This window comes from Paenibacillus sp. J31R30 (genome assembly GCF_059692115.1).
Map to the genome: position 1 here is coordinate 523,948 of NZ_JCAUAV010000003.1, position 26,742 is coordinate 550,689.

Sequence of the window (26,742 nt, forward strand, 5' to 3'; positions counted from 1 at the left end):
TTCTCAATAGAAGTAATTGACCTTAGTATAATTCATAATGGAAGATTTTGAAAACAGGTTAAGCGTATGGAGTAGGCTATTTCCGATAGGTTTGTGATATAATTTTTTGGGAAAAGTGAAGAGAAACCATAAAACTGCTTGGAGGAGTCCGGTAATGAGCTTGGAAATCAAATTCGTACATTATAAAGACCCTATTTTACATACATTAATTGCAAAGCTAGATCAAGATTTAATGGCGAGATACCCGATTGAGGACATATATTTTGTGGATTTCAATGATCCTTCCGTTGAACGGATTACGTTTGCTATTGCGCAGCTGGACGGCATTCCGGTCGGATGTGGAGCGCTTCGCCCAATTGATGAGGAAAGCACGGAGTTGAAGCGTTTTTTCGTGGATGCGAGCTTCCGTAAGCAGGGAATTGCGACGAATTTACTTGCTTTTTTGGAAAAGGAAGCCATTCGACTGGGCCATCATATTATTCGATTGGAAGCAGGCGAAGCGCAGCCTGAAGCCTTGGCGTTTTATACGAAAAATGGCTATTACCCGATCCCTTGCTTTGGAGAATATGTCGGAAGTAAAGCCAGCTTATGCTATGAGAAGAGGCTCGGATGAAAAGAGACTTTTTCCTAACAGACTTGGATGGAACGTTGCTGAGATCCAATGCGAAGCCATCCGCTTATAAGGTAGGCGTACTAACGCAAGCCCTTGAGCAGGGAACGGTCGTGAGTTATGCGACTGCTCGAAGTTATCAGAGTTCACAAGCTGTTGTCTCCGAAATTCCATGGCGTTATCCGCTCGTTCTGTATAATGGGGCGATGTTGTTTGATCCTATAGAGAAGCGAGTGCTGGGCGGACGCTGGCTGGATCGTGAGCGAACCAATGCGATTATTACACTAGGTAAAACGATGGGATTAACGCCGTTGCTGTTTGCGCTGGATGAGCAGGACAACGAGCGTGTCCTTCACGAGAGATTGGAACGAACCGGGGATCTGCAATTCCTGGCTAGTCGGCCCAATGATCCGAGATTCCAAGAGATGGAGGAGATTAGGTGTTCGGAAACACTGCGTACGCTGATCCTAACGTATATCGGGTTGCTGGACGAGCTTCTTCCGTTGAAAACTGCCATTGAGGAAGTCGTGGGCCAAGAGGTTCACATTCATTTGATGAAGGATAATTACATAGAAGGTCATTATTTCCTTGAATTCAGTCATCCGGAGGCGAATAAACAGATGGGTTTACGCTTATGGGCGGAGCTAGTTGGCTGCCCGTCTCAGGAAGTGACGGTTTTCGGTGATAATTTGAACGATATTGGAATGTTTCGTGAGGCAGGCCGTAAAGTAGCTGTGGCGAATGCACATCCTGATATTTTGCTTATGGCGGATGAGCTTGTCGCGAGAAATGATGAGGATGGCGTAGCTGATTATATCGCTGCTCGTACGAGTGGGTTGCGTGTGAATGAAGTAGGGTAAGCTGCGTGGGAAATGGTGAGGAAAACGAGTGAAAGGGAAGGGATTCTATGCCTCAATATATCGCAATGCTGCGCGGAATTAATGTCAGTGGTCAGAAGATTATTAAAATGGACCGGCTTAGGCAGCTCTTCGAATCTATGACCTTTACGAATGTTAGTACGTACATCCAGAGTGGAAATGTGATCTTTGAAAGTGAGGAGTTAGACCCGGCGATCATTCGTGATCGGATTGTTCATGAGTTGAAGGTACAACTGACGTTTGACATTCCAGTCATTATTCGGACCCCGGTTGAATTGCAAGAGGTCGTAACAGAGACACCGTATCCGACAGTGAAAGTAGAAGAAAATGAGCAGCGATATGTTACTTTCCTGTCGCATGCTCCGACGGAGGCAGCGCTTGCCAAGCTAAATGCTGCGCAGAGTGAAGTGGACGAGTACCATGTCAAGGGATTAACCGTATATTTGTTAATTCGTAAGAACTACGGTGACTCCAAATTCAGCAATAACTTTATTGAGAAAAAGCTAGGAGTAGCCGCCACCACTCGGAATTGGGAAACGGTGAATAAGTTGATTCAGTTGGCGGTTGAAACGGTGAAATAGAGTAGCCTATGAAAAAGCGCACTGGCGCTAGGTGTCTGAAAAACCAGCTAACTCACCTCCAAGGGCCATTGTTGTGCGGAAGTAAGTCGAAAAATGGGTAGATAGTTCGGCAGAATCGGACTATTGGGTCTTTTTTTTTAGGAAACTTTGTTTTAAGTCGGCAATATCGGACTAACGCGGCTTCCAGTGAAGAGTTCAAGGGTGTGTTGTGATATGGTGGTGGTAAGCTCGGCATGGAAGGAATCTGGAATTTTTTGCATATTCGTCGAGTCGATGGGGGAGGCTTAGGAGATCAAACAGTGGACATGCATGTCCACTAAGAGGCAGGGGATCTTTGATGAACCTTCGGATACATAAAAGAGTACGAGCATGGAGCGCAACGCAGCGCGTCGTCGCGCTCGCGCTTGCGTGCCTCCTGCTGGCTAGCTTCGCAGCGCCAGCAGAGGCCAAGCACGGGGTCGCCATCCCCGTGCTGAACTACCACAGCATCGGGGCGGACCCTGGGAACACGTACGTGCTCCACCCCGATACGTTCGCGCGCCAAATGGATTATTTGGCCGCGCATCACTACACCCCGTTGACGCTGGATGAATTCGCCAGCGTTCTCGAACACAAGATGCCGTCACCGGCTCACCCCGTGCTGCTCACGTTCGATGACGGCTATGCCAACAACGCGGAGGTGGCTTTGCCCATCCTCCAGCAGCACGGCTTTCCGGCGACGTTGTACTTGTCGACGGGTCTTATCAATACGCCAGGTTACCTTACCTGGCCGCAAGTCAAACAGCTGAGCGCAGCAGGATGGGATATTGCGTCACACACCGTGACGCATCCACACCTGCCCGAGCTCAGTAAGAAGGCGCAACGCGAGGAGATTCTCGCAGCGCGTGGCCACATTGAGCAAGAGCTGGGAAAACCAGCGAATACCTTTGCTTATCCGTATGGCGAGTACAATCGCAAGACATTAAGAATTTTACGAAAAGCCAAATTTCGCTACGCCTTCACGACCCTAGATGGCTGGGCTTCATCCGATCAGCCTCCATTGGAGCTGCACCGCATCGTGGTTGACAACCAAAAACCATTCGAAGATTGGGTACAGCAATTGTCCGAGCCGACGCCACAGTAAGTGAGATGCATTTTAGCCTTGTGATAGTTGTGAAAGTCTACTAAATTTGCCTATTAAGCATTTCGGGTGGATTTACCCAGAATTTTGAGTATAATCGTATATAGAGTTGGTATCTATTTTCACTAAAAAATGTCTTTTAAGGAGTCGTACAATGTCAAAAACACTTATTTTCGGACATAAAAATCCGGACACTGATTCAATCACATCCGCAATTGCATACGCTGCACTGAAAACAAAATTAGGTCAAGAAGTGGAAGCAGTTCGCCTGGGTTCCGTTAACGGTGAAACGCAATTCGCACTTGATTTTTTTAATGTAGCAGCTCCACGTGAAGTCCAAACCGTTGCAAATGAAGCAGCAAATGTGATCTTGGTTGACCACGTTGAGCGCCAACAAAGCGCTAGCGACATCGATCAAGTGCGCGTTGTGGAAGTTATTGACCACCACCGTATTGCGAACTTCGAAACGAGCCACCCGCTTTACTACCGTGCGGAGCCGGTTGGTTGCACAGCAACGATTCTAAATAAATTGTACAAAGAAAACGGTGTTTCCATCGACAAAGACATCGCTGGTTTGATGCTTTCTGCTATCATTTCTGATTCCTTGCTATTCAAATCCCCAACTTGCACGGAGCAAGACGTTGCAGCTGCTCGTGAGCTTGCTGCTATCGCTGGTGTTGATGCTGAAGTGTATGGTCTGAACATGCTGAAAGCTGGCGCAGATCTTAGCGACAAAACGGTTGCGCAATTGATCTCTTTGGATGCCAAAGAATTCCAAATGGGCAGCTACAAAGCAGAAATCGCACAAGTCAATGCGGTTGATGTGAACGATGTACTTTCTGGGCAAGCTGAAATCGAAACGGCGCTTCAAGCGATTATCGCTGAGAAAAACCTAGACTTGTTCTTGTTCGTTGTAACGGACATTTTGAACAATGATTCCGTAGGTCTTGCTCTTGGACGTAAAGCTGACGCAGTTGAAAAAGCTTACAACGTTTCTCTCGTTGACAACAAAGCCCTTCTTAAAGGCGTTGTTTCCCGTAAGTCACAAATCGTGCCTGTACTTACAGACATCTTCAACAACCTGTAAGATACAAAGCTTCAACGCGTTGACGAACACCGTTCATTCGATGAACGGTGTTTTTTGGTTATCCCTGAAACTTTTGATATGATAAGAAGATACTTTGAGAAAGAGGTGGCATGAACATGACAGATAACATTCAAGGCATTCATTTAGATAAAGCGACGTTTGCGGGAGGGTGCTTCTGGTGTATGGTGACGCCGTTCGAGTCACTGCCAGGCATTATTTCCGTGGTTTCCGGTTATATAGGCGGGCACACGAGCAATCCGACGTACGAAGAAGTGTGCTCAGAGACGACGGGTCATGCGGAAGCTGTGCAAATTACATTTGACCCCGAGCTGTATCCTTACGAAAAATTATTAGATACGTACTGGCGTCAAATTGATCCAACTGATGCAGGTGGACAATTCCATGATCGGGGATCATCGTACCGTACGTCGATTTTTGCCCATAGCGATGAGCAGTTAGTCAAAGCCGAGGCTTCCAAGCAAGCACTGCAGGATAGCGGCCGATTCGATCGTCCGATCGTAACGGAAATCGTGCGCATCGATGAGGAAGCCTTTTACCCAGGAGAAGACTACCATCAAGACTATCACCACAAAAATCCGCTTCGCTACAAAGCTTACCGCAAAGGTTCAGGACGCGATGCCTATATTTCGCAATATTGGAACACAGCGAAGGATAAAGAAGAGCGTAAGAAAGCTCTAACGCCGATCCAATACGAAGTTACACAAAATAATGCGACTGAGCGTCCATTCCAGAATGAGTTCCATGATTACAAAGAAAAAGGTCTCTACGTAGACATCGTTTCAGGGGAGCCTTTGTTTACCTCTTACGATAAATTCGACTCTGGCTGCGGCTGGCCGAGCTTCACACAACCATTATTCGAAGGTCATGTGAAAGAGGTGACAGATACGAGCCATTTCATGATACGTACAGAAGTACGAAGCACGGAGGCGGATTCGCATTTAGGTCACGTTTTTAATGATGGTCCTGGTCCAAATGGTCTTCGTTATTGCATCAATTCTGCTGCCCTGCGCTTCATTCCATATGCGGATATGGAGAAGGAAGGTTACGGCGCATATCTTCGTTTCTTTGAAGGGAAATAGTTCCATGCAGGTAAATCCCGAGCTTAGGCGCATACATTGAAAGTATGGATCGTTGAAGCGGGAGGGATATGCCGTGGTCGTATCACCGGATCTACGAGATCTAAGCTATGTTGTTATGCAGGGTGTGAAGTTTTTTGAGTTAGTTGCTGAGCCGGTTGTACAAGAAATTCTTCCAGGCGTGTTCATCAAAGGGTGGGGGTACAACGGCAGTATCCCGGGGCCGACGATACGTGTGTTTCCAGGGGATTGGGTAACTATCCGCGTTCATAATCAGCTGCCGGAGGCCACCAGTGTGCATTGGCATGGGCTTGATGTACCGAATCGTATGGACGGTGTACCGGCGGTTGAACCCTCACCGTATATAGAGCAAGGCCAATATTATGATTATCATTTTCAAATTGTAAATCCGCCAGGTACACACATGTATCACACCCATGTGGACACGGCGTTCCAAGAGTTAATGGGTCTAGGTGGAGGCTTTATCATTGAGGATCCGTACGAATGCACTGTCCAGCGGGACTATTTCATTATGCTGCAGGAATTTCACTTAAAAGGCATGGGAAAAGGTGTCGTGAAGGCAGGGCAATACGAGTTGGAGACCATGACGGATGCCTTTAATTTTTTTACGATGAATGGTCGCTGCTTCCCTCATACAACTCCGTTACCCGTTCGATACGGGGAGGAAATGCGCATTCGGTTTGGCAATATCGGAATGAACGCGCATCCCATTCATTTTCACGGGCATCAGTTCTGGGTAGTGGCAGCAGATGGGAACGCAATACCTTACTACAATCGAGAGCTGCGGAATACGATACTTGTGCCTAGCGGTGTCACCTACGATATTGAATTTTCAGCGCAAAACCCTGGAGATTGGCCGCTTCATTGTCATATGCCGCATCATACGTCGAACAACATGACGAAGCCTACTGGCGGTATGTTTACAGTTGTTAAGTATGTATAGGGGAGAATGGGTATAATTATTTTATCCACAGATGCCTCTTGACGTTGACCCGTCTGAGTCGGTAATATGATGTCAATAATCACATATTAAGTTATGATCAAAGACATGATTTCCTTCACGAACTGCCCAGAGAGAGAAGTATTAGCTGAAATCTTCTCCTGTTGCCGGTTGGGAATTACCCCTTTGTAGCTGTGATGCTGAACCCATGGAGTTAACCCCAAGGAAGTATGCGACACCGTCTTATCCTCGATACCGGATACTAATAAGGACTTGCATAAGCAAGTCGAATTAGGGTGGAACCACGAGCTGAACGCACTCGTCCCTTTCTGGGATAGAGGCGTTTTTTTGCGTTGATTTGGAAATATCCTTGGTTCACCATTAAAGGGAAAGGGAGGCATTGGCATGGAAATTGAAGTTATTTTACCAAATGGCACAAATAGGAGGTATTTACAGGGCACGACGATTGAACAAGTAGCTGAATCGATTAGTGTGGGGATGAAAAAACAAGCCATCGCAGGCATAATGAATGGTACATTGGTCGATCTGCATGAGCAGATTGCAGCGGATAGTCACATCGAAATCGTCACTCTTGAGAGTAAAGAAGGATTATTTGTTTATCGGCACAGCACAGCTCATGTGCTTGCGCAAGCGCTCAAACGCATTTATGGCATGCAGGCCATTAAGCTTGGCATTGGTCCCGTCATCGAAGATGGTTTTTATTACGACATCGATATCGATAAACCGTTATCCAGTGATGATCTAAGAGCCATTGAAGCTGAGATGCACCAAATCATTCAGGAAAACATCCCGATTGTTCGCCGAGTCGTTAGCCGGGAAGAAGCGATGGACACGTTTGAGAAGTCAGGTGAGTCCTATAAACTTGAACTAATCCGTGATCTGCCAGAAGATGTGTTGATTTCGATCTATGATCAAGGGGAATTCTTCGACCTATGCCGAGGTCCTCATCTCCCTTCAACAGGACGGATCAAGGCTTTTAAATTGCTCCATGTGGCAGGAGCGTATTGGCGTGGCGATGCCAAGAACAAAATGCTGCAGCGGATCTACGGCACAGCATTCCTGAAGAAAGCGCAGTTAGATGACCATTTGCATATGCTCGAGGAAGCTAAGAAGCGCGACCATCGGAAGCTTGGGAAAGAGCTTGAACTTTATATGTTCTCAGAAGAAGCGCCGGGTATGCCCTTCTATTTGCCGAAGGGGATGATCCTCCGGAATGAACTCGAGAATTTCGCTCGCGAGCTGCAGCGTCGAAGAGATTATAACGAAGTGCGTACCCCGCTAATGATGAATAATCGCATTTGGGAGGAATCGGGACATTGGGATCATTATAAAGACAATATGTATTTTACGAATGTAGACGAGACAAAGTTCGCACTTAAACCGATGAATTGCCCAGGACACATGCTTATTTATAAAAATAGCTTACACTCTTACCGGGAATTACCGATTCGCCTTTCCGAATTTGGTCAAGTCCACCGACATGAGTTTTCTGGGGCTTTGAACGGGATGATGCGAGTGCGTACATTTTGTCAGGATGATGCCCATCTCTTTGTTTTGCCAGAACAAATTGAGGATGAAATCGGGCGTGTCATTGAGCTGATTGCGCATGTATATCAGGTGTTTGGCTTCCAGTATCGGATAGAGCTGTCCACACGACCGGCTGACTACATGGGGTCAAGTGAGTTCTGGGATCAAGCGGAGAAATCTTTACAGGATGTTTTAGATAAAAGAGGAATTGACTATCGTGTTAATGAAGGTGATGGTGCTTTTTATGGGCCCAAAATCGACTTTCACATTCTTGATGCTTTGAAAAGGAGCTGGCAATGCGGAACGATCCAACTGGATTTCCAAATGCCTGAAAAATTCGATTTGAGTTACATTGGCGATGATAATCTCAAGCACCGGCCAGTCGTCATACATCGGGCGGTCTATGGTTCGATTGATCGGTTTATTGGGATTCTGACGGAGCATTTTGCTGGTGCGTTCCCATTATGGTTAGCCCCTGTTCAAGTGAAACTATTGCCGGTATCCGACCACTATCTGGACTACGCCTTCCAAGTGAAGCAATCGCTTGAGGAAATGGGAATACGTGTGGAATTGGATGCGCGGGTTGAGAAGTTGGGATATAAAATTCGCGAAGCGCAGCTCGAGAAAGTGATGTATATGCTCATCCTTGGTGAAAATGAGAAAATCTCCGGCAGCGTCTCCGTTCGAAAAAGGGGAGAAGGTGATCTTGGAATCAGATCGCTACCAGAGATTCTCGAGCAAATTACTTCAGAAATTCAATCGAAGCAATAACAAGATCATTTGTCATACCACGGATTCAAATGAATCAACACTTCATCCACGTCACTGTGATGTTCCATGATGGATTTCTTGATCGCGCGCGAGATATCATGCCCTTCTTGAATCGTGAGCTCGCCAGGAACAGAGATACGCGCATCTACCAAAATGTAGTGTCCATGCTCTCTCGCACGAACACGATCAATACGCTTCACCTGAGGAACCGCTTCGATCAACGCAGTAAATTGCGAGAGCATGTGTTGATCGACGGTTTTTTCCATGAGAATATCGAAGGATTCTTTGGCCATCTCAGCACCTAATTTCAAAACTAAGAGGGAAACAATAACCCCCGCAGCTGCATCACCATACGCAAGCCAATGAATGTCATAAGCTTTGCCGACAAACGCCAAGCCAATACCTACAACTGCTGCAAGTGAGGCATACACATCAGCCAAATGATCATGAGCAGTGGCAATCAAGCTTTTGCTGTTCGTACTGCGTCCGATTCTCATGGTGTATACATAAAGAAGATATTTCCATACCACTGAAACAGCTGATGCGATCAGGGCAATTAGACTTGGCGCACTCGGTTCATGGAATAGCGCCGCAACCGCGTGGTACCCGATATAAAGCGCTGCAGTTACGAGGATAAAAGCAACGAAACCCGAGCCAAGTACTTCGGCTTTTCCATGGCCATAGGGATGATCTTCATCCGCTGGCAGCTTGGAAATCCGCATAGCACTTAGTGCGGCTATGGTTGCGATAATGTCCCCCGCGTTATGAACACCATCTGCAAGCAGTACTTCACTTTGAAAAATGAGACCGATAATAATTTTGATAATTGTTAATAAAATGTTACTGATGAGGGAGAGCCAAATGGCCCAGACGGATGACTTGTTGTTAATGTGCATGAATGATGACCTCCTGCAGAAGTGTTTCCCGAAGGAAAAAAAATCCCTCGACCTAAGGTCGGGGGATTGGGCTGATTTTTTTGTGAGAATCTAGTAAACTATCAATACAGGGCATTTTCAACACTTCGCTTTTCAGAAATATCTTTGTATAATACCACACATAATGAGAAATCACAAACCTCCAAATGTCTTGGAAAGGAAGTCGAGCAGCATGCGCGTACATGAATTTACAATTGCAAAAGACTTAGAGCGTAGCGATTTATCTGGTATTTCTACGAAATCATCTCATTTTATTTCGGATATCACACTCGACTTTCAGTTTGATGAGAAGCATCATAAGGTTGATGTGAAAAGTGTATTAGGTATGCTGCTAGTTCCCATCAAGGCAGGCACTACGCTGCGTTTGCTCACGAGAGGGAAGGATGAGGAAGAGGCTATGCACTTTATTTTTGGGTTGTTTCAAATCTTTTGTTGAAAGCTTGTACGTATGCGCTTTCATTGTTGCGCAAAATGGGACCATTTTAACACAAGATTGGATAGAGCGATGGATCGATAAAACGGATAGAATCGGTGTGAAGACACGCTAGTAATTGCTGTTGGAGGTCAATTATCGATGAGTAGCTATCGGATTGTTGTTGTTGGTTGTGGCGGCATGGCGAACGTGTGGGTTGAAAATATGAAGCAAAGACAAGGGTGTGAGATCGTCGCGCTCGTAGATATTAAAGCGGAGTTTGCGCAAGCGATGGCTGATCGTCATGGACTGACTTGTGGCGTGTATACGGATGTTGAAACAGCCATTCGTGACACTGGTGCCAATCTGGTTCTGGATATCACCATTCCAGCGAGTCACTTCCAAATTGGAAGCACCGCGCTTCGCCATGGATGTGATGTGCTTGGAGAGAAACCGATGGCGGCTACGATGGATGAAGCTCGAGAGCTCATTCGGATTGCTGATGAAGCAGGGAAATCACTTGCTGTTATGCAAAATCGTCGGTACGACGCCAATATTCGCGCCTTTCGCGAGCTGCTTCAATCTGGTACGATTGGTCGCGTTGGGTATGTTGGTGCGGACTTTTTCTTGGGGCCGCATTTTGGGGGCTTTCGCGAAGCGATGGAAAGCCCGCTCATTCTGGATATGGCGATCCATACCTTCGATCAGGCTCGGTTTATTACGGGAGCAGACCCCGTCTCAGTGTACTGCCAGGAATTTAACCCACCCGGCTCCTGGTATGCCGGGAATGCCTCTGCGATCTGCATCTATGAGATGTCAGACGGCTCTGTGTTCTGCTACCGCGGCTCCTGGTGCGCGGAAGGTGCGCCGACCTCTTGGGAGGCGGCTTGGCGCGTGACGGGCGAGCTGGGCACTGCTCTGTGGGACGGAGCGGGCGCTCCGTACGCGGAGGTTGTGGCTGCCGGCAATGATCAAGACGGCAAGTTCCTGCGGGAGTTCACGCGCGTGGACGCGAACGTGAACTGGACTGGTCGCAGCGGCCATGCCGGCTGCTTGGACGAGATGTTCGCGGCGCTGGCCGAAGGCCGCCGCGCGGAGACCGATTGCCGCGACAATATCAATAGCATGGCGATGGTATTGGGCGCGCTGGACAGTGCGAAGCTAGGACAGAAGGTCGACCTGCGCTCGTATTGGAGCCGAGCAGAGTAAGGTGCAAGGCATGAAAAGAAGCCTACAATCCACACGTTAAAGTGTGATTGTAGGCTTTTCTGTGTATTGCAGGACAGTAAAGACGATGCAGCCAGGTGGGTAATATTTTAAGCAAGCACCTTACCTATCAAGTAAGTGGAAAGACTTTAAATTGGTTGTAACATCCGGGTTCCAGTCCGACTAATGAATATCCTTCTTCTTAAACCGTCCACCCTTAACATCGTGGATATTCCCGATCGCTAGAAAAGCTTTGGGATCCAAGTCGTCGACGATGGATTTTAGCTTCGCTTCTTCCAGTCGTGTAATCACACTGAAGATGACTTTTTTATCATCACCGGTAAAGGCGCCTTCGCCCTTGAGATACGTAACTCCCCGACCCAGTCGATTCGTAATGGATTCCCCGATTTTGTCATATTCATCGCTAATGATCCAAACGGATTTGGATTGATCAAGACCCTCGATGGTGATATCAATCATTTTAAAGGCAATGTAGTAAGCAATGAGAGAATACATGGCATGATCCCAACCAAATACAAAGCCTGCGCTGGCAAGAATGAAAAAGTTGAAAAACATAACGATTTCCCCAACGGAGAATGGTGATTTTTTACTAAATAAAATAGCTACAATTTCTGTACCGTCTAGTGAACCACCTGAGCGAATGACGAGCCCGACACCGATTCCAAGGATGACCCCACCGAATACAGCAGCTAACAAAGGATCGATCGTGATCGCTTTTACGGGATGTAGTAAGGTGGTGCCTATGGACATCAGTATGACCGAGAACGTGGTGGAAAGAGCAAAGGTTTTACCAATTTGTTTATATCCGAGCAGCACGAACGGCAGATTGAGTACAACTAGAAATATACCGATTGGAAAGCCGGATAAATGAGATAGGATGATGGAAATCCCTACGATGCCGCCGTCGATAATATGATTTGGAACTAAGAAAATTTCCAAACCAATGGAAACGAGGATCGTACCAATTATCATGAAGAAAACTCTGCGTGCAAACTTCAATCTTGTTAATTTTCGATGCTGTGCTTGTGCCTGTGTCTGTTCCTTACCTGTTGATGAATTAGCCATGAAAGTTTCCTCTTTTCCTCAATCATTCAATTTCGTTACTTATGAGTAAGAAGGAATGAGGCCCGCATAACGTGATGTGAATTTGAGGAAAGCAAGCAGGAGTACTTTCAGCTTTTTCCAGATTAGGCTAGCTAGAAATACGATGAAAACGACAAAAATCGTCATTTCATAGTGCTTGTGAAACTGGTCATGCAGGTGAATCTTATTTTCATAAACATGGATGATTTCCTTCGAAGGCGGCTGCTGTTGAATGGTCAAAACCTGAGTGGTATTGGCTGAAATGAGAACATCGGTATCGGCTGTAGCATGGTTAGAAATAGGGGGTGTTAAAGGAAATACGAATAATCCGAGAATCAGCCAGACCATGATTGTCCAACAGCATCTTCGTGAAAAAGGGTTCAGGGACATCCCCTCCAAACAATGTAAATCCAAATTTGCTTGAATTGTAGCACTTCACTTAGAATCAGTCAAACTCCGCTATAGTCGCAGTCAGATGTCACGATTTCCTCGTGTGAAACAGGACCCTTTAGGCCTATTCTGCATACATTAGTAGGATGAACCCAAGCAGATGAGGTGAGAATGTGCGCAATGTAATCGGTATTCTCCTTGATCGGAAAACGTATCTCGGTATACTTCGGAACCAAACTGGGTTCGAACATATCGAATACTATAATAAAGCAGCTGCCCAGCTGGAGATGACTCCATTTTACATGTGTTTAAAGCACGTGAGCACGAAGTCAGCTCTAGGCTTGTGTTATGAAAATAAAAAGTACACCTTGAAGCGGCTGCCGATTCCAACGGTCATTCATAACCGTGCGATGACGCTTTCTCCTTTTTCACAAAAGAAACTAAATGATATAGCGAAGACAAGCCAAGTTTTCAATGGTCAGAATAGACACGATAAGCTTCGTATCCATCGATTGTTACGTGCGAGTACCGAAAGTTCAGCCTTTCTACCTCAAGCTATGACTTACTCGCGTGACAATTTGGGGAAGGCAATGAGCCGATATGCGTCATTCTTTGTGAAACCTACCAATAGCTCTGTAGGAAAAGGTATTCTGAAGGTTACTGTGCTGCCAGATCAATTATGGCAAGTGTGGTGGGGGAAACAAAAACCAAAGCAGTTTGAAGAACACCAAGCCATTGATTATATAGATGAAAAAGTCAGCGGACAATCGTATTTGATTCAAAAAGCGATTGCTCTTGCGATGTATGAGGGACGTCCTTATGACTTGCGTGTATCTGTACAACGTGGTGACAAAGGACAATGGGGCGTTACAGGAATAGCGGGGAAGGTTGCTGCGAGCGGGCGCCATGTCACAAATCTTGCAAGGGGTGGAGAAGCCATGATTTGCGAGACGTTGTTTCTGAGTAATGGCTTTGACCCTGTTCAAAAAAGGGAGCAAGTTGAAAAAGCAGCTCTACAAATCGCAGAAAGCTTGAGTAAGCAAATACCTTCAATCTCGGATGTTGGGATGGATATCGGTATCGATGAGCAAGGCGAGATTTGGTTAATCGAAGTAAACGGCAGGGATCAGAGGTATCAATATAAGCAGTTGAATTTGAATAAGACATTTTATCGCACGTATGAAACCCCCATGCTTTATGCGAAATACTTATTGAGCAAGTGAGTCCAATCTGGCGCAACGTAAGCAGCCTAAATGCGTCGAAAAGGTGGAGTTGGGATGTGAGTGAGCGAGTTCTCGTCATTAAAATGAATTTATTGCCGTGGTATAACGAGCTGGATGATCGTTTGGAAGTAAATCATTATACCTTTCCTGAAGTTGTGCGCGAACGAATCCTGACATTTGGTGAGTTTCGAATTCTCTCCATTAATCGGTTTCAAACGCGATTGAGACGAATTTCTGAAAAAGCTTAAGGCCATTTATGCGTAGAAATTAGGTAAATGTGGCATAATTAGTATAGAAGCAATACCCGTAGAAGCAGGGAAATACCTGCTTCTTTTTGTGTACAGAAAATGAATTTGGCTTTAGTGTTGCTTCATACCCCTATTAACAAGTAAAATAGAAGTGAAGCATTATTCGTTCGATGTAGGCTTTTACCCACAAGCAAATACAGGGTGTACAGGAAAAGGGGACATTTAAAGGTGAACGTTCATTTAAATTTTACAAACAAGGGCAAAGTGGTAATCGAAAATTTCAATAATGAGGAGCTCATTGAAATTTTTAGTCGTTATATTAACACGTTAACGAAGAAGTACGCAGTTGATATTACGGTGCCTGCTGAAGCAAATCAGAATATCGTCCAAGATGGTTCATTTAAAGTTGTTCTTTCCAATGTACAATGTGATGTTGAGACTTTTTTCAAAGAGCTTGGGAGAGATATTAAAGTGCCCCTGAAGAAGAGAGCGGACGGTAAGTTGGAGAACGTGTTTAAAATTCAAGTGATCGATTAAGTTACGGGGGCATGTATGCTTAGTTTAGACGAAAAGTTAGCAATTGCAACATCCTTCCCTGAGCTCCAGCGTAAGGATGTTTCACTGGGACGAATCAATTTTCATTATCTAGAAAGTGATTATGAGAAGACGACAGTTCTTTATCATCTTCACCCGAATGGCAATGGATTCGTGTTTGCCGAATACATCCCAGGTTGTACGGTAGATGCAAAAGGTTTAATCAATATTCGGGACTATAGTGAAGACGAGCTTCGTGATATTATTGCGAAGTCGATTCAGTCTTTAACTCGTAGCGGTAGTCCTAAGATTTCGAAGGTTGAGGAAGTCCAAGACGCTCAAGAAGAAATTTGGGTGGATGAAGACGGAAATACATTGAGTGTTACTTTCGTGGAAGATTTATGGTATATCTACGCGGGAGAGAATCTCGATTGTGCCTTTGAGACGTATGAAGAGGTTCAGGAGTATTTGGAAGAAGAAGGTTTCGATAAGAAGTGATCCATGAACGTTGAACGTGTAGCCCTCCTTGGAGGGCTTTTTTGTAATTTAGAAAGTATAAAAATTAAAGGCGGTCTTGCTGTGCGCAAGGTCAGAAATGCCGTCGGCCATCGCATGATAGCGCCACAAAAATTGTGCGCAGGGTCAGAAATGCCGTCGGCCATCGCACGCTTGCGTACAAAAATTGTGCGCAGGGTCAGAAATGCCGTCGGCCATCGCACGCTTGCGCACAAAATTTGTGCGCAAGGTCAGAAATGCAGTCGGCCAGCGCACGCTAGCGCACAAAATTTGTGCGCAAGGCCAGAAATGCCGTCGGCTAGCGCATGCTAGCGCACATAAATTGTGCGCAAGGACAGCAAGGCAGTCGGCCAGCGCACGCTAGCGCACAAAATTTGTGCGCAAGGTCAGAAATGCCGTCGGCTATCGCAGGCTAGCGCACAAAAATTGTGCGCAGGGTCAGAAATGCCGTCGGCTATCGCACGCTAGCGCACAAAAATTGTGCGCAAGGTCAGAAATGCCGTCGGCCATGGCACGCTAGCGCACAAAAATTGTGCGCAAGGTCAGAAATGCCGACGGCCATCGCATGCTTGCGCACAAAAATTGTGCGCAGGGTCAGAAATGCCGTCGGCCATCGCACGCTAGCGCACAAAAATTGTGCGCAAGTTCAGAAATGCCGACGGCTATCGCATGCTAGCGCACAAAAATTGTGCGCAAGGCCAGAAATGCCGACGGCCAGCGCATGCTAGCGCACAAAAATTGTGCGCAAGGTTAGAAATGCCGACGGCCAGCGCACGCTAGCGCACAAAAATTGTGCGCAAGGTCAGAAATGCCGTCGGCCAGCGCACGCTAGCGCACAAAAATTGTGCGCAGGGTCAGAAATGCCGTCGGTCATCGCACGCTAGCGCACAAAAATTGTGCGCAGGGTTAGAAATGCCGTCGGCTATCGCACGCTAGCGCACAAAAATTGTGCGCAGGGTGAGAAATGCCGTCGGCCAGCGCACGCTAGCGCACAAAAGTTGTGCGCAAGGTCAGAAATGCCGTCGGCCAGCGCATGCTAGCGCACAAAAATTGTGCGCAGGGTCAGAAATGCCGTCGGGCATCGCACGCCGCTTGCATCGGAACGCGTTTCCGGTTCAAGCAGCTAATTTATGTTATAATAGATGGAAAATCGTTCAAGTACGACGACTATCAAAGGGGAAATATACGTCATGAAATTTAGACCATGCATCGATTTACATAACGGGAAAGTGAAGCAAATTGTTGGTGAAACCTTGGGTGGCGAGGGACAGCCAGTCGTTGAGAACTTCGTATCCTCGTATGATTCTACTTATTATGCGGAGATGTTTAAAAGAGATCGTTTAACCGGCGGGCATGTAATCATGCTTGGCGATGGGAACAAGGAAGAAGCGCTGCGAGCGCTGGGGGCTTATCCTGGCGGACTGCAAATTGGCGGCGGCATTCAAGCGGAGAACGCCAGCTTTTACCTGGAGCAAGGGGCGTCTCACGTCATTGTGACTTCTTATATTTTTCGCGATGGACAATTGAATATGGACAATTTGGAGCGCATCGTAGCGGCTATTGGGAAAGAAAAATTAGTCATTGATCTCAGCTGCAAAGAAAAAGATGGCAAGTGGTATGTAGCTACCAATCAATGGAAACAGTTAAGTGATGTGGAATTGAATCAGGAAACGATTCAGTTCCTTGAGCAGTATTGCGATGAATTTCTCATTCATGCGGTGGATGTCGAAGGGAAACAGAGCGGTATTCAACAAAGCTTGGTAAGTGCATTGGCACAATGGGTCACCATTCCAACGACGTATGCCGGCGGTGCAAGATCGTTTGAGGATTTGGCGTTGTTTAGACAGCTTTCCCAAGGGAAATTAGATATTACGATCGGCAGTGCCCTTGATATTTTCGGTGGAAAGCTCTCCTATGTCGAGGTTGTCCAGCAATTAAGCGTCGTATTGTAGCGGTAGTGTTTGTTCGCAAAAAAGGATGTGTGCAATGGCACTTTGGCACAAGCTATATTACTGGGGGATAGGAATCATCCTTCTGTTAATCATGTTAGGAGAGCTAGTCTGGCTGCCGGATCCGTTAAGATGGGGATCTCGCTATTATTGGATTGATCTCATTGATCTATTGATTTATGCAATTGCGCTAGTTCCATTGCTATGGATGATTGCAGCACTGCTGCACCTTGCACAGTCGCAAACACGCTGGTTGAAGGTATTTCGCGGCCTTATAAGTTTCATTTGTTTGTTAAGTGTTGGTATCGTGATTTATATGCCCAAAAAGCTTGAACTCTCCGCTACCGCCATGATTCTCAGCTTGCTTCTGATCTCAGTGGACATGGTCCTGCACGAGCGGAGGATACGAAAAGTGCCACGCCAAAGTATAATCGTTTTTGGTGTGACTCTAGGGCTCTTATTGTTATTGCTGTGGCCGACGTCATACTTAGTGACCTATCCTGGCATCACGCTGAACATGAATCGGTATGCACAAACAGAAGGCGGTTCTAAGCATGGGGATATATCAGGTGTTCTTATTTTCGAACGGCCAGCGTTTCCGATGGACAGGTTGTATGCGAAGCTTTTTAAAGACTACACCTTCGAGAAGATTGAAAATCTGGGCATGTCCATTGGTGAGTATAATCAAGAAGTCCGTACGATGAAGGAAGATGCGAACGCTGCGGGCAGCGCAATTGCCTTCCATAAAGTAGGTTTAGGCAAAGGCATCCTATCGGAGGGTGTACGGATTACAGCCGTTTTGCAAAATACGAAAGCGGCTGAAATTCTGCAGCCAAGCGATGTGATTACCGCATTGAATGGACATCCGATCACAATGATCCAAGAGCTAAGTGATCAGATGCATGGTATTAAACCAGGCGAATCCATTAGATTGTCTGTGCTGCGCAATAAAGCGAAGGTCGAGTTGTCCGTTCCAACACGTGCAAGTACAGACGACCCGACGCGTGCTTCGATCGGAATCATGATCGCGAATGAGCTCAGATATGATATCCCTGATCTCGTGACTTATCATAATTACTTGCTGCACGAGGGTGGACCGTCCCATGGCGCCATGCTGGCGTTAACGTTAATTGACCAGCTTACACCGTGCGGTGTTACGTATGGTCATCACGTCGCAGGGACAGGGACGATCGAACCTGATGGCTCCGTCGGACCGGTTGGCGGGCTCGTGCAGAAAGCTTATACGGTGAGCCGCACGAATGCGGATGTGTTCTTTGTACCGATCGCGAATGAAGCAGATGCGAGAAAAGGTGCAGGCGATCTTCTTATCGTACCCGTTCGAACGCTAGATGATATGTTAAATTGGCTGAAGGCCAATCCTAAGGTTGGGGCACCAGCTTGCTCACCATAATTCGACCGAGTTAATCTCGCCCAGCTTCATACAACTTGCGAGCAACGAGTTTGGGCTCGTAAACCGCGGTTGTCATATGATCGCCATGCAGTTGAATGAAACGAAATAGGCCCAAACGGCTAGACATGTGCGGATGCCAACCATAGTTAGGATCGCCTAATGGAATCACATTATCTTCCATGAGGTGTACGTAACTTTTGGGAATAGGAAGACTATAAAATTTCTTCAGGTCTAATTTCTCGAATAAAGGACCAGCCGGTTCGGGGAAAGCTTTTTTGTAGATCTGTTGGGCTTGGCTAAGGCTGGCCAGATTGGTGAAGGCGTCCCTAAAAAAGTCAAATGGCAGCGTAATCGTATTGTTTTTGGAGCTTGCGTTAAGCTGCTTAAAATTCTCAACGACTTGTGGTGGTAATTGATCAGCAAGCATTTCACCATCTTTGAGGACAAAAGCATTGAGAAATACGAGTCGCTTTAAGCGATCGGGTACTAGCTCCGCTACTTTTTGGATCACTGATCCTCCAAAACTATGACCAACAAGGACGACGTTTTTCAGCTTATGTGAAATGATGAAATCCGCGACAGATTTGCTAATCATCCCATGGGTCACATTTTTATTCGGGTCAGCGCCGTGTCCTGGAAATTCAGGGACGTAGACGGTATGGCCTTTTTTGCTTAGCTCAGCAGCAACGCCTGCCCAGAAGCTGGCATCCGCCCAGGAACCATGAACAAGAACGAAGGTAAGCGGCTGTTCTTTTTCACGGAAGGATGAGTCATCCTCTTGGATCCATGGGATTGGCATATAGGGCCAATTCGTTGGCATATACGGTGGTTGATAGGGGGTTGGCCATGATGTGTCGGGATTGGGATAATGCTCATTCAGGAAAGTCATTATGGTCTTCCTCTCGCGTAGTGATGTATTACTATATGCCCAGAAGCTATATGTGCGATTAGAATTTGAAATCGAAGGGAAGTTGGTTCACAAATGGCTCATACTGAGCAGAATATGTACCGATTTAGTGAAGCACCTATTTGGGAGCTGCAGCGTGCTTACTATGAGGAGCAAGGGATTACGGCTTGGCAAAGTGGGGATGTTCCGCAATACATAACCAGTAATCGAGTAATGGCCATTTCCTATGCGGAAATGTTGTTTGCTTTCCTGCAAGATCGAGCTAGAATGGGGCAATTAACAGAGAGCGTGATGATCCTAGAGCTAGGAGCGGGGTCAGGTCAATTCGCTTTTTATGTGCTTCAGGAGTTAACGAAGCTCATTCGAACGGCAGGCATACCGCTGCCACCATTTCGCTATGTGATGAGCGATTTGGCAGAGAAAAATATCGCGTTCTGGCGGCAGCATGTTTGCTTAGCTCCTTTTGTGGAGCTAGGGTTGCTTGATTTTGCCAAATTTGACGCGGTACAGGATCAAGAAATTCACTTATTACACGCAGGTGAGCGCATTGGGTCTGGCGATTTAATGCAGCCTCTAGTGCTTCTGGCGAATTACTTTTTCGATAGCCTGCCGCAGGAATTAATTTATGTTGAAGATGGGCAAGTGTATGATTGTCGGATTTCGTTACAATTTCCAGAGGGTGCATCTGAGCTGAGTGCTTCTCAGCAACTGAAAGAGGTAGTAGGAAGCTATCATTATCAGCGGGATCAAGCTTATGACGACGATTCCTACCCCTATCGAGAGCTATTAAATGTGTATCGTGGGCATGTCTCTGATTCACATATTCTCATACCTGAGGTCGGCTTGCAGTGTATAGCGCGTTTGAAAACGTGGTCGCGAGACGGATTCCTGCTGCTCACAGCTGATAAAGGGGATCATCGCTTAGAAAGCTGGGAATACAACGAGCCGCCGAAGCTTATTCATCACGGCAGCATTTCATTAACGGCAAATTATCACGCATTAAGCTATGTCTGCGAATCGCAGGGAGCCTTGCCACTGTTCACGAAGCATCCGTATACTTATTTAAACATAGGAAGTATTCTTCATCTTCCAGAACCTGTCCATTATGGTTTAACACGATTAGCCTACGAGAGAGTTGTGGAACAATTTGGACCCGATGATTTTTTTAATCTAAAAGAAGCCTTTGATTCCCAAGTAGAGCAGATGTCTATGCCTCAGATTCTGGCCTTGTGGCGTTTGAGTGGCTATGATACGCAATTTCTGTTGCCTTGTACCAAGCGTCTCATGGATATAATTCCAAATTGTGGGGAACATGAATGGATAGCACTTCAGCAAGGAACTGAACGCATGTGGACACATTATTATCCCATGGATGACAATACGGATGTTGCGCTAGCTTGTGCAATCCTTTTATATCAAATGGATATGTATCAGGAAGCAATCCCTTACTTTGAACGTACACAGCCTAAGCTGGCAAAAGATGCAACGGTTCTCTATGAGATGGCGGTGTGTTATTACGAGTTAGAGCAGGATGATGCTGCGAGGCGATTTGCTGAGCGAACGATCTCGGTTTCACCTAAACATGAGGAAGCCATTGCTTTGCGAGAGTTGTTGGATGCGCTTCTTTAATAAAAATACAAGTTCCTGCAACAATCACGTTGCTCTCTACGTTAGGAAGGTATCCATATCCAATGGTTCTAGTAGCCATCCAATTAACGAGGAGGAGTACACGTATGAAAAAAATAGCAGCATTAAGTTTAACTTTTCTTTTGGGCAGTAGTTTGACGTTCGGTTCCGCCTACGCGTTCTCAGATGTAGAAGAAGGACAAGCAAGTGCAGTTCTAGCTTTAAAAGAACGAGGTATCGTCAGCGGCTTTGATAACGAGCATTTTGTGCCGAGGGGTAAAATCAGCTATGCACAAAGTGTCCAAATGATCGTCAAAGGTCTGAACCTTAACTTGGACGCTATGCGCTTCATTAAGCAACCCTTAGCATCCGATAGCTATTCGAATATCCCGAATGATTCTTGGTATGCCGATGCGTTCATCATTGCGCATTACCACAATCTGGACATCCCTAAGGATGTCAATCCGAACGCTACGATAACTCGCGAACAATTCGGTAATTTGCTCGTAAAAGCTCTTGAAACTAAAGGTCAATTCCCACTAGTAAAAATGTATATCCCTATCAAAGATGAGGATCAGCTTACTGTGGATTACCAGGGTACGATTCAAAGATTGCTGCTCTATAAAATCACGGCCCTGGATGGGAACGGCAAGTTCAATCCGAAAAGCGAACTAACAAGAGGAGAGGCCGCGAACTGGCTGTATAACGCCATTCGTGTGCTAGAGACACATGTGAAACCACCACAAGTAGATGAAGTCACCGTATCGGTTGAAAAAGTAAACGACGATGTGAACAAAGTGACGTTATCCAGAGGGATCAAACCGAATCCTGGCTACGGTATTGTCATTGACAGCATCCAGTTCCAGTCAGATGGTCAAGCGGTCGTGAAATATTCGTTAAAGGAGCCACAACCTGACATGATGTATGCACAAGTCATGACGGAGGCGAAGGCAGTGACTTATGTGTCTTCGAAGTATGAGGTGAAGGCTGAAGCAAGCGGGCTGAAATAAGGGGAAAAAATGCTGTTATCCGAATCGGATGGCGGCATTTTTTTGTGCGTTTACACCCCTGTATTCGAACTGTGCAAGCTCGTACTCTCTCACATAGGATATAGCATCCTCTATTAGACGGGTGGTGAGAGATTTGAAAACAATCAACTATTATACGTTGGCATTAGGCTTGTTGGGTGCTGCCAAATTAATTTTGGACGCATTCGGTATGGACTTGATTTCGGATGACACAGCGAATGCCATTGCCAATGGTGTTGCTGCGTTACTGTCTGTAATTGGCGTGTACACGAACCATCAGAAATCGGAATAATTACGGATCCCTCCGCACCATTGACACCGATATTTGCCTAGTTGAATATCGTATTGGACAGAAGTGATTTCCATAACGGAGGCGTCAATCGTGGGATACTATGTTCAAGTGGATAATGGTGTGAAACTGTTTATCGAAGATGTTAATCCAAAAGGGACGAAGACCATCCTGTTCATACATGGGTGGCCTTTGTCACATACACAATTTGAGTATCAATTTAACGTTCTCCCAGGACTGGGATATCGGTGTATTGGTATGGACTGGCGGGGATTCGGTCAATCGGATAAACCGATGGATGGTTACACGTTCGATCAGCTGGCGGATGATCTGCATGCTGTGATTAAAGCGCTGAAGCTGGAAGGGATTACACTTGCAGGTCACTCAACAGGCGGTGCTATCGCGATTCGATATATGACCAGACATCAGGGCCTTGGCGTGTCGAAGCTAGTGCTGATCGATGCAGCTGCTCCTACCGGGTTTACGAACGAAACCGCGGCAAAGTTTCTGAATGAGAATGCCAACAATCGCGCAAATATGCTGCAAAGTGTAACGGATACGTTCTTCTTTCAGTATATTACGGAGCGATTCTCGGACTGGTTCTTCCAAATGGGCTTAGAAGCAGCAAGCTGGTCAACTGCGGCTGTTATTCGATTGCTGCGTGATGAGAATGTGGCTGCCGATCTAGGACGAATTGAAGTACCGACCTTGATCGTTCACGGGATTCATGACAAAGTGATACCTTATCAGCAAGCGGTCGAAATGAATAAACGGATACCTAACTCTCAGCTAATTCCGTTTCATTACAGCGGGCATGGAGGATTCTGGGAGGAAAGAGATCGGTTTAATTTAATACTCACGCAGTTTATCGGTTAATTGTTAAGTGAGTGAATACTACGAGATGTCTTGGTAAGCCTCCCTAGTTGGGGGCTTTTGGTCGTTCTAGAAGGGAGTTCTTTGTTGATATATAGACCATTAAAAGACTTGTCTCTTAGATAAAGGTTCATTATGATGGGAGAGAAGAGTTTCTCAATCAAGTGGTTAACGCCATCTTTTACAATATCATTCAAATTGCTTGGAGGTTGTTTCACTCATGACTCATTCAACTTTACGAATTGGTATTATTGGTATTGATTCCTCTCATGCTCCAACGTTTACACAATTGTTAAACGATACGGAGCATCCTTTTCATGTTACAGGTGGCAAGGTAACGATTGCTTATCCAGGTGGTTCGCCAGATTTTGAAATGAGTTATTCCCGCATCGGTGGGTTTACTGAGCAGCTTCGCGATTATTATGGTGTACAAATCGTCGATTCTCCGGAGGAAGTAGCTGAAAATTGTGATGCTATACTTATGACTTCAGTTGATGGTCGAATTCATCTCGAACAATTCCGCCGCGTAGCTGCTTACCGTCGTCCTATTTTCATTGATAAGCCGATGGCTGTTTCTTCGGCCGATGCTCGTGAAATCCTAGACTTAGCGAGATCCTATCATATCCCGATCATGAGCTGTTCTTCTCTTCGTTATACGGAGGAATTGACGAATATCTTAGAAGATTCGGATACTAGTCAAATTATCGGAATGGATTGCTACGGTCCAATGACCCTGCAACCGACACAACCAGGATTGTTCTGGTATGGAGTGCATACGGTGGAGATGCTTTTTAGATCACTAGGCAAGAGTTGCCTTAAAGTAAGTGCTGTAACGACGGAGAATCATGATGTCATTACTGGCGTGTGGGAGAATGGCGTGATCGGCACGATTCGGGGTAATCGGAAGGGCAACACACAATTCGGTGCGCTGCTGCATTATGAGGCCAATACGCATTTTATCGACGTTTATAAACATCCGAAGCCGTATTACGCCAGCCTTTTGGAGAAGGTTATGACCATGTTTGTGACGGGTGCGCCAGATATCGATGAGCAAGAAACGCTGCAAATTATCCGCTTCATGGAAGCCGCAAATGAGAGCCGTGAAACGGGACTTCCAGTCTATTTATAGGTTATTGAAACATGGTTAAGTGGGGGATACAAAGATGGGAATACTAGATTTAAAAGTGGCAGTACTTGGTGCTGGGGCCATTGCTGGGCAGCATTTTGATGCGATACGAAGTACGGATGGCTTTGTAGCTTGTGCAGTAGCAGATATTCATATCGAAAAAGCAGAAGCCCTTGCTGAATTTTATGGTATTAGGGCCTACAGTGATTATCAAGAGCTCATACGTCAAGAACAACCAGATGTCGTGGTCATTGCGTTGCCGCACTTTTTACATAGAGAAACAGCTATTTTCGCGGCCGAGCACGGGTGTCATTTGATGCTGGAAAAGCCAATGGCTTTGTCCGTTGCAGAATGTGATGACATTATTGAAGCTGCGAATCGAGCGGATATTCGTATCTTAGTAGGACATACGCAGCATTACATGGCGGAGAATATTCATGCGAAGCGGATTGTTGAAAGCGGAGAACTAGGTCAGATTGTCATGATCAATGATGTCAGGCATCTGAACTATTTCCAAGACACGCGGCCTCAGTGGTTTCTGGAGAAAGATCAGTCAGGTGGCGGCATTCTTGCCAATTTGGGCACGCATTCGATTGATAAAATCCAGTGGCTAATGGAGAGTTCAGTCCGCAAGGTGAGTGCCTCGGTGAGCCATCATGGCCGAAGAGGAAATGTAGAAGGAAGCGGCATGATCTATATGGAGTTAGCTTCGGGGCTTCCAGCGACGATTGCGCAGTCGGGCTACCCGGGAGCAACTCGGAACGAGACGGAGATCATTGGCACGGCAGGGATGCTGAAGCTAGTTACCGGAGATAGCTTATGGATTAGCCGCGGCGGCGCCTATGAGAAGGTAGATGTGCCTGCGATGGAAACACCTTTCGAGTTGCAATATAAGGATTTGCTGAGTGCGATTGAGGCGAAAAGCGAAACGAGTTGTCCGCCATTATATGCGCGGAGTGTGATTGCAGCATTAGAGGCCGTGTACCGATCTGCGGAGACAGGCGTGGAACAATTTCTATAGGTGGATCTATAGCTGGAAATGAGAAATAGCTGGAGAATCTCCAGCTATTTCTTGTCATTTCAGTTAGTTAGACGAGCTTCCCCGAGCAAGCTCTTTGCGTACGATTGGAGCTACTTTCGTGCCCAATAGCTCAATCGCGTGAAGCATTTCACGATGCGGCATCGTGCCGACGTTGAGATGGAGGAAGAAGCGGGTAACGCCGAGGTTCTTGCGCAAAAGCAGGATTTTCTCAGCGACATACTCCGGATCGCCAACATAGAGTGCGCCGAGAAGACTGCGAGCAGCGTCGAATGTAGCACGATTGTAGGCTTGTCCCCAACCGCGTTCGCGTCCGATGACATTCATTTGCCGCGCTGTCGGTTCGTAAAACAATTCAGCTGCACGCTCGCTCGTATCACTCACAAAGCCATGAGAATGTGTCGCGATTTGTAAGGTGTCTGGATTGTGACCTGATTGTCTGGCAGCTTCTTTATACAGGGCCACTAATGGTGCGAAGCTCTCCGGCATGCCGCCTATGATCGCAAAGGCGATCGGCAGACCTAATATCCCAGCGCGAATAGCTGATTCTTGATTTCCACCGCTGGCAATCCAGACGGGAAGCGGGCTCTGAACGGAGCGTGGATACACGCCAAGATTCGGGATGTCTGGACGGTGAATACCTTGCCACGAGACCTTTTCGGATTCGCGTATTTTCAGCAACAAAGTCAACTTTTCCTCGAATAATTCATTATAATCGTCAAGACTATATCCGAACAGGGGAAAGGATTCGATGAAGGAGCCGCGACCTGCCATGATTTCAGCACGGCCATTCGAGAGCCCATCCAGTGTTGAGAAGGCTTGATAGACCCGAACCGGATCATCGGAAGAAAGTACAGTGACTGCGCTGGTGAGCCGTATGTTTTTGGTTACCGCAGCGGCTGCGGCCAAGACGATTGCAGGCGCAGTACCTGCATAATCAGCCCGATGATGCTCGCCAATCCCGTATACATCCAAGCCGACTTGATCGGCTAGCACGATCTCCTCAACGGCGTTGCGGATGCGTTCGGCGTGGCTCATGATTTTACCTGTCGCAGGATCAGGTGTTGTTTCCAAAAAAGTACTAATACCTATTTCCATTGTTGCTGCTTGCTCAGACATCTACGTTCGCCTCCAAGAAAAGTAATGACTATATTGTCTCATGTGAGGAACGTGGGGACAAGTTTTACATCCTTGAATGGCCTCGATTGAGGTTCTCTCATCATTTGTACATATAGGCAGGTATATTTGGGTACATATGGAATAGTAAAAAGAG

General features: G+C 46.4%; 27 protein-coding genes. 22 read left to right on the forward strand and 5 right to left on the reverse strand.

The annotated features are described in order from the left end of the window. The first annotated feature begins 154 nt into the window (after window positions 1-154). The 8 genes from AC58QO_RS14110 to thrS all read left to right on the forward strand — a co-directional run bounded on the left by AC58QO_RS14110 (window position 155) and on the right by thrS (window position 8,653). Complete coding sequence (locus AC58QO_RS14110) at window positions 155-613, forward strand: GNAT family N-acetyltransferase (protein WP_497266406.1); 459 nt, start codon at window positions 155-157, stop codon at window positions 611-613. Beyond that, a complete protein-coding gene (locus tag AC58QO_RS14115; RefSeq protein ID WP_497266408.1) occupies window positions 610-1,470 on the forward strand; it encodes an HAD-IIB family hydrolase in 861 nt (286 codons plus the stop codon). Before AC58QO_RS14110 ends, AC58QO_RS14115 begins: the two co-directional genes overlap by 4 nt. 47 nt (window positions 1,471-1,517) lie before the next feature. After that, window positions 1,518-2,069 (forward strand): DUF1697 domain-containing protein, encoded by a 552-nt coding sequence (locus AC58QO_RS14120; protein ID WP_497266410.1) that lies wholly within the window; start codon window positions 1,518-1,520, stop codon window positions 2,067-2,069. Between the two features lie 337 nt (window positions 2,070-2,406). Beyond that, window positions 2,407-3,192 (forward strand): polysaccharide deacetylase family protein, encoded by a 786-nt coding sequence (locus AC58QO_RS14125; protein ID WP_497266412.1) that lies wholly within the window; start codon window positions 2,407-2,409, stop codon window positions 3,190-3,192. A 151-nt stretch (window positions 3,193-3,343) separates the two neighbouring features. Further along, complete coding sequence (locus AC58QO_RS14130; RefSeq protein WP_497266414.1) at window positions 3,344-4,276, forward strand: manganese-dependent inorganic pyrophosphatase; 933 nt, start codon at window positions 3,344-3,346, stop codon at window positions 4,274-4,276. A 110-nt stretch (window positions 4,277-4,386) separates the two neighbouring features. Continuing rightward, on the forward strand, window positions 4,387-5,376 hold the full coding sequence (gene msrB / locus AC58QO_RS14135) for a peptide-methionine (R)-S-oxide reductase MsrB (protein ID WP_497266416.1): 990 nt from the start codon (window positions 4,387-4,389) through the stop codon (window positions 5,374-5,376). Between the two features lie 73 nt (window positions 5,377-5,449). After that, window positions 5,450-6,337, forward strand: a complete 888-nt coding sequence (locus tag AC58QO_RS14140; protein ID WP_497266418.1) for a multicopper oxidase family protein — start codon at window positions 5,450-5,452, stop codon at window positions 6,335-6,337. Between the two features lie 402 nt (window positions 6,338-6,739). Beyond that, window positions 6,740-8,653, forward strand: a complete 1,914-nt coding sequence (thrS, locus tag AC58QO_RS14145) for a threonine--tRNA ligase (protein WP_497266420.1) — start codon at window positions 6,740-6,742, stop codon at window positions 8,651-8,653. A 5-nt stretch (window positions 8,654-8,658) separates the two neighbouring features. Here thrS and AC58QO_RS14150 read toward each other — a convergent pair whose 3' ends face one another. Further along, complete coding sequence (locus AC58QO_RS14150) at window positions 8,659-9,549, reverse strand: cation diffusion facilitator family transporter (protein ID WP_497266422.1); 891 nt, start codon at window positions 9,547-9,549, stop codon at window positions 8,659-8,661. Between the two features lie 211 nt (window positions 9,550-9,760). Here AC58QO_RS14150 and AC58QO_RS14155 point away from each other — a divergent pair, with 211 nt between their 5' ends. Together AC58QO_RS14155 and AC58QO_RS14160 are read left to right on the forward strand one after the other, a co-directional pair. Next, window positions 9,761-10,024 carry an HPr family phosphocarrier protein gene (locus tag AC58QO_RS14155; protein ID WP_497266424.1) on the forward strand — a complete coding sequence of 88 codons (264 nt, stop codon included), beginning with the start codon at window positions 9,761-9,763 and terminating at the stop codon, window positions 10,022-10,024. A 138-nt stretch (window positions 10,025-10,162) separates the two neighbouring features. Continuing rightward, window positions 10,163-11,209 (forward strand): Gfo/Idh/MocA family protein, encoded by a 1,047-nt coding sequence (locus AC58QO_RS14160; protein ID WP_497266426.1) that lies wholly within the window; start codon window positions 10,163-10,165, stop codon window positions 11,207-11,209. A 180-nt stretch (window positions 11,210-11,389) separates the two neighbouring features. Here the strand turns inward: AC58QO_RS14160 and AC58QO_RS14165 are convergent, their stop codons facing one another. Together AC58QO_RS14165 and AC58QO_RS14170 are read right to left on the reverse strand one after the other, a co-directional pair. Beyond that, window positions 11,390-12,292 (reverse strand): YitT family protein, encoded by a 903-nt coding sequence (locus tag AC58QO_RS14165; RefSeq protein ID WP_497266428.1) that lies wholly within the window; start codon window positions 12,290-12,292, stop codon window positions 11,390-11,392. A gap of 39 nt (window positions 12,293-12,331) precedes the next feature. Next, window positions 12,332-12,658 (reverse strand): hypothetical protein, encoded by a 327-nt coding sequence (locus tag AC58QO_RS14170; RefSeq protein ID WP_497266430.1) that lies wholly within the window; start codon window positions 12,656-12,658, stop codon window positions 12,332-12,334. A 215-nt stretch (window positions 12,659-12,873) separates the two neighbouring features. Between AC58QO_RS14170 and AC58QO_RS14175 the strand changes: the two genes are divergently transcribed. From AC58QO_RS14175 to AC58QO_RS14200, 6 genes are all read left to right on the forward strand, one after another. Beyond that, the gene (locus tag AC58QO_RS14175) at window positions 12,874-13,923 is read left to right on the forward strand and encodes a YheC/YheD family protein (RefSeq protein ID WP_497266432.1); all 1,050 of its coding nucleotides are present in this window, start codon (window positions 12,874-12,876) and stop codon (window positions 13,921-13,923) included. 56 nt (window positions 13,924-13,979) lie between these two features. After that, the gene (locus tag AC58QO_RS14180; RefSeq protein WP_497266434.1) at window positions 13,980-14,171 is read left to right on the forward strand and encodes a hypothetical protein; all 192 of its coding nucleotides are present in this window, start codon (window positions 13,980-13,982) and stop codon (window positions 14,169-14,171) included. A 228-nt stretch (window positions 14,172-14,399) separates the two neighbouring features. Continuing rightward, entirely contained in the window at window positions 14,400-14,708 is a 309-nt protein-coding gene (locus AC58QO_RS14185) for a hypothetical protein (RefSeq protein WP_056621264.1), read from the forward strand. A 15-nt stretch (window positions 14,709-14,723) separates the two neighbouring features. Then, a complete protein-coding gene (locus tag AC58QO_RS14190; protein WP_497266436.1) occupies window positions 14,724-15,203 on the forward strand; it encodes a hypothetical protein in 480 nt (159 codons plus the stop codon). A 1,208-nt stretch (window positions 15,204-16,411) separates the two neighbouring features. After that, window positions 16,412-17,173, forward strand: coding sequence for a phosphoribosylformimino-5-aminoimidazole carboxamide ribotide isomerase (hisA, locus tag AC58QO_RS14195; RefSeq protein ID WP_497266438.1), 762 nt, complete (start codon window positions 16,412-16,414; stop codon window positions 17,171-17,173). Window positions 17,174-17,207: 34 nt separating this feature from the next. Beyond that, entirely contained in the window at window positions 17,208-18,581 is a 1,374-nt protein-coding gene (locus AC58QO_RS14200; protein ID WP_497266440.1) for a PDZ domain-containing protein, read from the forward strand. A 10-nt stretch (window positions 18,582-18,591) separates the two neighbouring features. Here the strand turns inward: AC58QO_RS14200 and AC58QO_RS14205 are convergent, their stop codons facing one another. Beyond that, entirely contained in the window at window positions 18,592-19,470 is an 879-nt protein-coding gene (locus AC58QO_RS14205; protein WP_497266442.1) for an alpha/beta fold hydrolase, read from the reverse strand. A gap of 93 nt (window positions 19,471-19,563) precedes the next feature. On the opposite strand from AC58QO_RS14205, the gene AC58QO_RS14210 reads away from it, so the two are divergent. The 6 genes from AC58QO_RS14210 (at window position 19,564) to AC58QO_RS14235 (ending at window position 25,451) form a co-directional block, all read left to right on the forward strand. Then, on the forward strand, window positions 19,564-21,117 hold the full coding sequence (locus tag AC58QO_RS14210) for a tetratricopeptide repeat protein (protein WP_497266444.1): 1,554 nt from the start codon (window positions 19,564-19,566) through the stop codon (window positions 21,115-21,117). Between the two features lie 104 nt (window positions 21,118-21,221). Next, complete coding sequence (locus tag AC58QO_RS14215) at window positions 21,222-22,124, forward strand: S-layer homology domain-containing protein (protein WP_497266446.1); 903 nt, start codon at window positions 21,222-21,224, stop codon at window positions 22,122-22,124. Between the two features lie 133 nt (window positions 22,125-22,257). Beyond that, the gene (locus AC58QO_RS14220) at window positions 22,258-22,434 is read left to right on the forward strand and encodes a hypothetical protein (protein WP_497266448.1); all 177 of its coding nucleotides are present in this window, start codon (window positions 22,258-22,260) and stop codon (window positions 22,432-22,434) included. 90 nt (window positions 22,435-22,524) lie between these two features. Further along, on the forward strand, window positions 22,525-23,307 hold the full coding sequence (locus tag AC58QO_RS14225) for an alpha/beta fold hydrolase (protein WP_497266450.1): 783 nt from the start codon (window positions 22,525-22,527) through the stop codon (window positions 23,305-23,307). A gap of 217 nt (window positions 23,308-23,524) precedes the next feature. Continuing rightward, entirely contained in the window at window positions 23,525-24,433 is a 909-nt protein-coding gene (locus AC58QO_RS14230) for a Gfo/Idh/MocA family protein (RefSeq protein WP_497266452.1), read from the forward strand. Window positions 24,434-24,467: 34 nt separating this feature from the next. Then, on the forward strand, window positions 24,468-25,451 hold the full coding sequence (locus AC58QO_RS14235; protein WP_497266454.1) for a Gfo/Idh/MocA family protein: 984 nt from the start codon (window positions 24,468-24,470) through the stop codon (window positions 25,449-25,451). Window positions 25,452-25,514: 63 nt separating this feature from the next. Here AC58QO_RS14235 and AC58QO_RS14240 read toward each other — a convergent pair whose 3' ends face one another. Then, window positions 25,515-26,588: an LLM class flavin-dependent oxidoreductase gene (locus AC58QO_RS14240; protein ID WP_497266456.1), complete on the reverse strand. Its 1,074-nt coding sequence runs from the start codon at window positions 26,586-26,588 to the stop codon at window positions 25,515-25,517. Window positions 26,589-26,742: the final 154 nt, after the last annotated feature.

Excerpts from the sequence above, each read along its gene's own strand:
- AC58QO_RS14215 (WP_497266446.1), top strand. The coding sequence starts at position 21,222 with ATGAAAAAAATAGCAGCATTAAGTTTAACTTTTCTTTTGGGCAGTAGT.
- AC58QO_RS14125 (WP_497266412.1), top strand. The coding sequence starts at position 2,407 with ATGAACCTTCGGATACATAAAAGAGTACGAGCATGGAGCGCAACGCAG.
- AC58QO_RS14120 (WP_497266410.1), top strand. The coding sequence starts at position 1,518 with ATGCCTCAATATATCGCAATGCTGCGCGGAATTAATGTCAGTGGTCAG.
- msrB (WP_497266416.1), top strand. The coding sequence starts at position 4,387 with ATGAACATGACAGATAACATTCAAGGCATTCATTTAGATAAAGCGACG.
- AC58QO_RS14205 (WP_497266442.1), bottom strand. The coding sequence starts at position 19,470 with ATGACTTTCCTGAATGAGCATTATCCCAATCCCGACACATCATGGCCA.
- AC58QO_RS14210 (WP_497266444.1), top strand. The coding sequence starts at position 19,564 with ATGGCTCATACTGAGCAGAATATGTACCGATTTAGTGAAGCACCTATT.
- thrS (WP_497266420.1), top strand. The coding sequence starts at position 6,740 with ATGGAAATTGAAGTTATTTTACCAAATGGCACAAATAGGAGGTATTTA.
- AC58QO_RS14130 (WP_497266414.1), top strand. The coding sequence starts at position 3,344 with ATGTCAAAAACACTTATTTTCGGACATAAAAATCCGGACACTGATTCA.
- AC58QO_RS14110 (WP_497266406.1), top strand. The coding sequence starts at position 155 with ATGAGCTTGGAAATCAAATTCGTACATTATAAAGACCCTATTTTACAT.
- AC58QO_RS14240 (WP_497266456.1), bottom strand. The coding sequence starts at position 26,588 with ATGTCTGAGCAAGCAGCAACAATGGAAATAGGTATTAGTACTTTTTTG.
- AC58QO_RS14190 (WP_497266436.1), top strand. The coding sequence starts at position 14,724 with ATGCTTAGTTTAGACGAAAAGTTAGCAATTGCAACATCCTTCCCTGAG.
- AC58QO_RS14150 (WP_497266422.1), bottom strand. The coding sequence starts at position 9,549 with ATGCACATTAACAACAAGTCATCCGTCTGGGCCATTTGGCTCTCCCTC.
- AC58QO_RS14200 (WP_497266440.1), top strand. The coding sequence starts at position 17,208 with ATGGCACTTTGGCACAAGCTATATTACTGGGGGATAGGAATCATCCTT.
- AC58QO_RS14165 (WP_497266428.1), bottom strand. The coding sequence starts at position 12,292 with ATGGCTAATTCATCAACAGGTAAGGAACAGACACAGGCACAAGCACAG.
- AC58QO_RS14115 (WP_497266408.1), top strand. The coding sequence starts at position 610 with ATGAAAAGAGACTTTTTCCTAACAGACTTGGATGGAACGTTGCTGAGA.
- hisA (WP_497266438.1), top strand. The coding sequence starts at position 16,412 with ATGAAATTTAGACCATGCATCGATTTACATAACGGGAAAGTGAAGCAA.
- AC58QO_RS14235 (WP_497266454.1), top strand. The coding sequence starts at position 24,468 with ATGGGAATACTAGATTTAAAAGTGGCAGTACTTGGTGCTGGGGCCATT.
- AC58QO_RS14230 (WP_497266452.1), top strand. The coding sequence starts at position 23,525 with ATGACTCATTCAACTTTACGAATTGGTATTATTGGTATTGATTCCTCT.
- AC58QO_RS14155 (WP_497266424.1), top strand. The coding sequence starts at position 9,761 with ATGCGCGTACATGAATTTACAATTGCAAAAGACTTAGAGCGTAGCGAT.
- AC58QO_RS14160 (WP_497266426.1), top strand. The coding sequence starts at position 10,163 with ATGAGTAGCTATCGGATTGTTGTTGTTGGTTGTGGCGGCATGGCGAAC.
- AC58QO_RS14170 (WP_497266430.1), bottom strand. The coding sequence starts at position 12,658 with ATGGTCTGGCTGATTCTCGGATTATTCGTATTTCCTTTAACACCCCCT.